General features: G+C 47.3%; 6 protein-coding genes. All 6 read right to left on the bottom strand.

From position 1 onward, the window contains the following. Positions 1 to 143 precede the first annotated feature (143 nt). The gene (gene panC, locus B9J84_RS09625; RefSeq protein WP_010319549.1) at positions 144 to 1,025 is read right to left on the bottom strand and encodes a pantoate--beta-alanine ligase; all 882 of its coding nucleotides are present in this window, start codon (positions 1,023 to 1,025) and stop codon (positions 144 to 146) included. 11 nt (positions 1,026 to 1,036) lie between these two features. Beyond that, the gene (gene panB / locus B9J84_RS09620; RefSeq protein ID WP_010319550.1) at positions 1,037 to 1,831 is read right to left on the bottom strand and encodes a 3-methyl-2-oxobutanoate hydroxymethyltransferase; all 795 of its coding nucleotides are present in this window, start codon (positions 1,829 to 1,831) and stop codon (positions 1,037 to 1,039) included. Next, entirely contained in the window at positions 1,831 to 2,337 is a 507-nt protein-coding gene (gene folK / locus B9J84_RS09615; protein WP_047690048.1) for a 2-amino-4-hydroxy-6-hydroxymethyldihydropteridine diphosphokinase, read from the bottom strand. The genes panB and folK overlap by 1 nt, the downstream gene beginning before the upstream one ends. Then, positions 2,334 to 3,695, bottom strand: coding sequence for a polynucleotide adenylyltransferase PcnB (gene pcnB, locus B9J84_RS09610; RefSeq protein WP_176429456.1), 1,362 nt, complete (start codon positions 3,693 to 3,695; stop codon positions 2,334 to 2,336). Before pcnB ends, folK begins: the two co-directional genes overlap by 4 nt. Positions 3,696 to 3,802: 107 nt before the next feature. Then, positions 3,803 to 4,672, bottom strand: coding sequence for a tRNA glutamyl-Q(34) synthetase GluQRS (gluQRS, locus tag B9J84_RS09605; protein ID WP_017043010.1), 870 nt, complete (start codon positions 4,670 to 4,672; stop codon positions 3,803 to 3,805). A 92-nt stretch (positions 4,673 to 4,764) separates the two neighbouring features. Continuing rightward, the coding region (locus B9J84_RS09600) for a TraR/DksA C4-type zinc finger protein (RefSeq protein ID WP_179217551.1) at positions 4,765 to 4,912 on the bottom strand (148 nt) is incomplete at its 5' end.

Here is a 4,912-nt window from a genome sequence, read left to right as displayed (position 1 = left end):
ACTATATTGTTCTCCGACAATCGCGTTAACCTCAGTTAAATTACGATACAAAAAAGGTCGCTCCTTATGGGCGACCTTTGCAATATAGGGTTCTGAAGCGAGAATGAGTCATCACTTCATCACTTCATCACTTGAAATAGCAATTACTCTTCTTCAGGGTCCGCTTTCGTTTCTGCGCTAAATTCTAACACTTGGTTGTCGATTAAGCGTACTTTACCCAGAAATGCAGACACTAAGATCACCGCTTGTGTGGTCTCATTAGAGATCAGTTGCAGCGTTTTGGCATCGCGAATAAACAACTCATCAGGTTGTAGCCCAGCAGCGCGCAATTGGTCACTGGCATCTTCAATGATCGACGCGTAATCGTCGCGGCCACCACGCAGTGCACTGCTTATCCAACGCATGGTGCGAGCAAGGACAGGTGCACGTTGGCGTTCATCCAACGTCAGCAGCCCGTTACGTGAACTCATCGCCAAGCCATCCATTTCACGGACGGTAGGGACGCCGACAATCTCGATATCCATACAAAGATCGCTGACCATTTGGCGGATCACCGCTAACTGTTGAAAATCTTTTTCACCAAAACAGGCAACATTCGGCTGCACTATGTTGAACAGCTTAGCGACTATGGTTGCAACGCCACGGAAATGCCCTGGTCTTGATGCGCCTTCGAGCATATGAGAAAGCCCCGGTACTTCAACAAAGGTCTGTTTTTCTAATCCTTGCGGATACATTATTTCTGGGGTTGGGGTAAAGACCAAATCAACCGCTTCCGCGTTGAGTTTACTTAAGTCTTCATCCAGTGTTCTCGGGTAGTTATTTAAGTCATCCGCGCGGTCAAATTGCATCGGGTTAACAAAAATACTGACCACGACCACATTGCCCTCTTCACGTGCTTTACGCACTAGGGTTAAGTGGCCTTCATGTAAATTGCCCATGGTCGGTACAAAAGCGACTCGGCGGCCTTCACGCTTATACTGTTTGATCTGCTCGCGAAGAGCTGAAATGTCAGCAAAAGTTTGCATGAATATCTCCTTTAGGCGATGGTATGAGCGTCATCAGGGAAAGCGGCACTTTCTACATCTGCGATGTATTTTGCGACGGCTTTACGCATATCCCCTGTTTCAGCAAGAAAGTTTTTCGAGAATTTTGGCATGTAATTCGCCGAAATTCCGAACATATCGTGCATTACTAGAATTTGTCCATCGGTCACGTTACCTGCGCCAATGCCAATCACTGGCACATCAAGCACTTCGGTAATTCGCGCTGCTAGGCTGGCCGGTACACACTCTAATAACACAATTTGTGCGCCCGCTTCTTGGAGCGCCAACGCGTCTTTGACCATTCGGTCTGCTTTTTCTTGGTCGCGGCCTTGTACTTTATAGCCACCAAAAATATTGACCGATTGTGGTGTTAAACCAAGGTGTGCGCAAACCGGAACCGCGCGTTCAGTCAGCATTTTCACCGTCTCGACCAGCCAATCACCACCTTCGATTTTGACCATATTTGCACCCGCTTGCATCAATTTAGCGGCGCTTTCACAGGCTTGTTGTGGTGTGGCGTAGCTCATAAAAGGCATATCAGCCATCAATAAACAGTTAGGGCTACCGGCACGCACGCTGCGTGTGTGGTAGGCAATCTCTTCAACGGTGACGGGTAGGGTATCTGTGTGACCTTGTAGCACCATACCCAGAGAATCGCCCACTAATAATACAGGCATCTCTTGGCTTTCAAAAAGCTGAGCAAAGCTTGCGTCATACGCGGTGACGGTTGCAAATTTACGACCTTGTTGTTTCCATTGGATCAGATCGTTTATGGTGATTTTTTTCATTAAATGTCCTTACGAGGCGCTGGCGAGTGCCAAATACCGAGCCCGTTACGTTCGACGAGCGGTAACAGTTGATTGAGCTCAGTCCCATCAGGGAGTTGTAAACTTGGTGCGATTTCGGCGAGCGGGTAGAGCACGAATTCACGTACTTTCATTCCGTAGTGAGGAATGGTCAATCGCTCGGAATCGATCACCTCATTGCCGTAAAGAAGAATATCCAGATCGAGCGTTCTTGGCCCCCAACGTTCTTCTTTGCGAACTCGCCCTTGCTCTAACTCGATATTTTGGGTGCAATCGAGCAGCTCAAGTGGCGTTAAATCGGTTTCTATCGCAACCACCGCATTGATGTAATCGGGCTGGTTTTGTGGCCCCATCGGTGTACTACTGTACAAGGATGAGGCGCTTAAAAATCGAGAGTGTGGCAAACATTTCAAGGCTTCAATGGCCTGCTTAGCTTGCGCGATTGGGTCGCCTAAATTACTGCCAACAGCAATATAAACGAGAATCATGATTCTGGGCGGCTCTTTTTATTACGTGGGCTTCTGCGGCGGCGTACATTGGGTTTGTTACTTGCGCCACTTTCCAAATCATTTGCCATCGCTTGGCGCATATCCCGCCCGGCGCTTTCAAACGTTGTCCACCAGTCAGCCAGCTTCTTAGTCTCTCCGCCTTCGATCTCGCCACGCATTTGTAGAAAATCAAAACCCGCTCGGAATTTGTTGAGCTCCATAAGGCGGAAGGCGCGTTTCCCATTGCGACGTGGTAAGCGCAACTGCAATTGCCAAATTTCGCGAATTGTTGCGGTATGACGACGAGGTATGGCAAGGGTTTTCACCACTTGGTCAAGGATGAGGTTACTCGCTTCCATGACGGCGTCGTAATAGGCGAAATTACGCTGCTGCATTAACGCATCAGCCAGTTTCACTGTCGGGTACCAGAACATGGCAGCAAACATGAAGGCTGGGTTGATGCGTTTACCTTCTTCAATACGCAGGTCGGTTGAATCTAAGACCAGATCCAACATCTGTTCTGTGTGCGAGTCGTAGTCTGGAGTGAACTCTTGAGCTATCACAGGGAACAACTGCTGGAACAGGTTGTACTCACGCATTAAGTGGTAGGTTTCTAAACCGTGGCCAGTTTGCAGCATCTTTAGCGATTCTTCGTACAAACGTGCCGCAGGAATATCTTGCAGTAAAGGAGCAAGATGTTCGATTGGGTCGGCAGTCTCTTCTTCGATATCGAAATCGAGCTTGGCCGCAAAACGAATCGCACGCAACATGCGCACTGGGTCTTCACGGTAGCGCGTTTCAGGATCGCCAATTAAGCGGATGAGCTTATCTTCTAAGTCTTCCATGCCGCCAGCATAATCATGAATGCTGTAATCACCGATGTTGTAATACATGGCGTTAATCGTGAAGTCCCGGCGTTCAGCATCTTCATCAATGGTGCCGTAGACGTTATCACGTAGCAGCATACCCGCTTCAGATTGTGCTGAGACGTTTTGGCTCGGCTCTTGATGGTGTCCACGGAAAGTCGCCACTTCCACCACGTCGCGGCCAAACATGATGTGCGCTAAGCGAAAGCGACGGCCGATCAAGCGGCAGTTGCGAAACTGTTGGCGTATTTGCTCTGGTGTTGCATTAGTGGCGATATCAAAATCTTTTGGTGTCTCACCTAATAGTAGGTCGCGTACTCCACCACCGACTAAATAGGCGTCAAAACCTGCGCCATGAAGTCGGTATAGCACCTTGAGCGCATTATCGCTGATTTGCTTGCGCGAAATATTGTGTTCATCACGAGTGATAATATTTAGAGCTAAGTCTTGGTAAACGCGATTTTCGCGTGGTGTATAGTCGTTTTTATTCATGTGCATCTGGCAATAATTGGTTTTTGCCAACCTTGCTTTTGTTATTTAAAGTGCCCGTTCGGGACGATTTTGCGGCTAATCATAGCGTAAGGATAGCCTTTTGAGAATCACGGTGTGATCTCGGTCTCCCGAGGGAGTTGTTCAACGTGCCAATTCTGACTGCCCCAAAAGATAATTTCATCGATGGAAGCGTCGCTAATCTCTTGTTTTATCTCAAACCCTAAAAAGCGCATTGCCTTAAGCAAAGTAGGTTTAGGATTTTGAATATCAATGGCAGTGGCATGATTCTGTTTGGATAATTTATTGCCATTACCATCCATCGCGAGCGGCAAGTGAAGGTAGCTTACCGGAGTTTTATGTAAGCAATGATACAAGCTGATTTGTCGTCCTGTTGGTTCAATTAAATCGGCTCCCCGCACCACTTCCGTCACTCCTTGATCGATATCATCGAGCACTACGGCAAGATTATAAGCAAATAAACCGTCACGTCGCTTAATGATGAAGTCTTCCTGTGCTAATGCTTTAGGAATGTGAATTTCGCCATGTTTTTGGTCGAAAAATGACTCTACCGGTGTATCAACACGCAACCTAACCGCGCAATCTTCGGTTAATGTTGGTTTTTTATAGCGGCATGTACCGGGATAAAAGCCACCTATCTGTTTAATTTGTTTACGCGTGCAATCACAATAATAGGCTTGCCCTGATTCAAGCCAAGCCTCAATTTGATCTTGGTATAAAGTGTGGCGCTGGCTTTGATAAACCACCTCGTCATCCCAATGCAAACCATAGGCTTCGATGGCTTGAAGTATCAGGGTGGAGGCTCCTGGCATTTCCCTTGGCGGATCCAAATCTTCGATGCGAACCAACCACTTACCTTGCTGTGATTTTGCTTGAAAGTAGCTGCCAAGTGCAGCGATCAAAGAACCAAAATGAAGTGGGCCTGAAGGTGATGGGGCAAATCGGCCAATATAGTGCATTGCGATTCATCCAAGTTACAAGTTATTTGGGTATCGAGTGAAAACAAAAAGGGAGCTTTAGCTCCCTTTTTTAACACAAACAAAAGGTAAGATTAACCTTGCATCTGTTTTTCTTTAAGTTCGGCTAGCGTTTTGCAGTCAATGCAAAGGTCCGCCGTTGGTCGAGCTTCTAAGCGACGAACGCCGATTTCCACGCCACAAGATTCACAAAAACCAAAATCATCTTCTTCAATTTTGCTT

The sequence above is a fragment of the Vibrio sp. V03_P4A6T147 genome (assembly GCF_002241085.1).
In the GTDB taxonomy this organism is placed as follows: Bacteria; Pseudomonadota; Gammaproteobacteria; order Enterobacterales; family Vibrionaceae; genus Vibrio; species Vibrio anguillarum.
Note: the sequence above shows the minus strand (reverse complement) of the source record. Positions and strands in the feature narration are given on the sequence as shown.

Bases quoted from the DNA above. Each gene is read 5' to 3' on its own strand.
- panC (WP_010319549.1), bottom strand. From the start codon at position 1,025: ATGCAAACTTTTGCTGACATTTCAGCTCTTCGCGAGCAGATCAAACAG.
- panB (WP_010319550.1), bottom strand. From the start codon at position 1,831: ATGAAAAAAATCACCATAAACGATCTGATCCAATGGAAACAACAAGGT.
- folK (WP_047690048.1), bottom strand. From the start codon at position 2,337: ATGATTCTCGTTTATATTGCTGTTGGCAGTAATTTAGGCGACCCAATC.
- pcnB (WP_176429456.1), bottom strand. From the start codon at position 3,695: ATGAATAAAAACGACTATACACCACGCGAAAATCGCGTTTACCAAGAC.
- gluQRS (WP_017043010.1), bottom strand. From the start codon at position 4,672: ATGCACTATATTGGCCGATTTGCCCCATCACCTTCAGGCCCACTTCAT.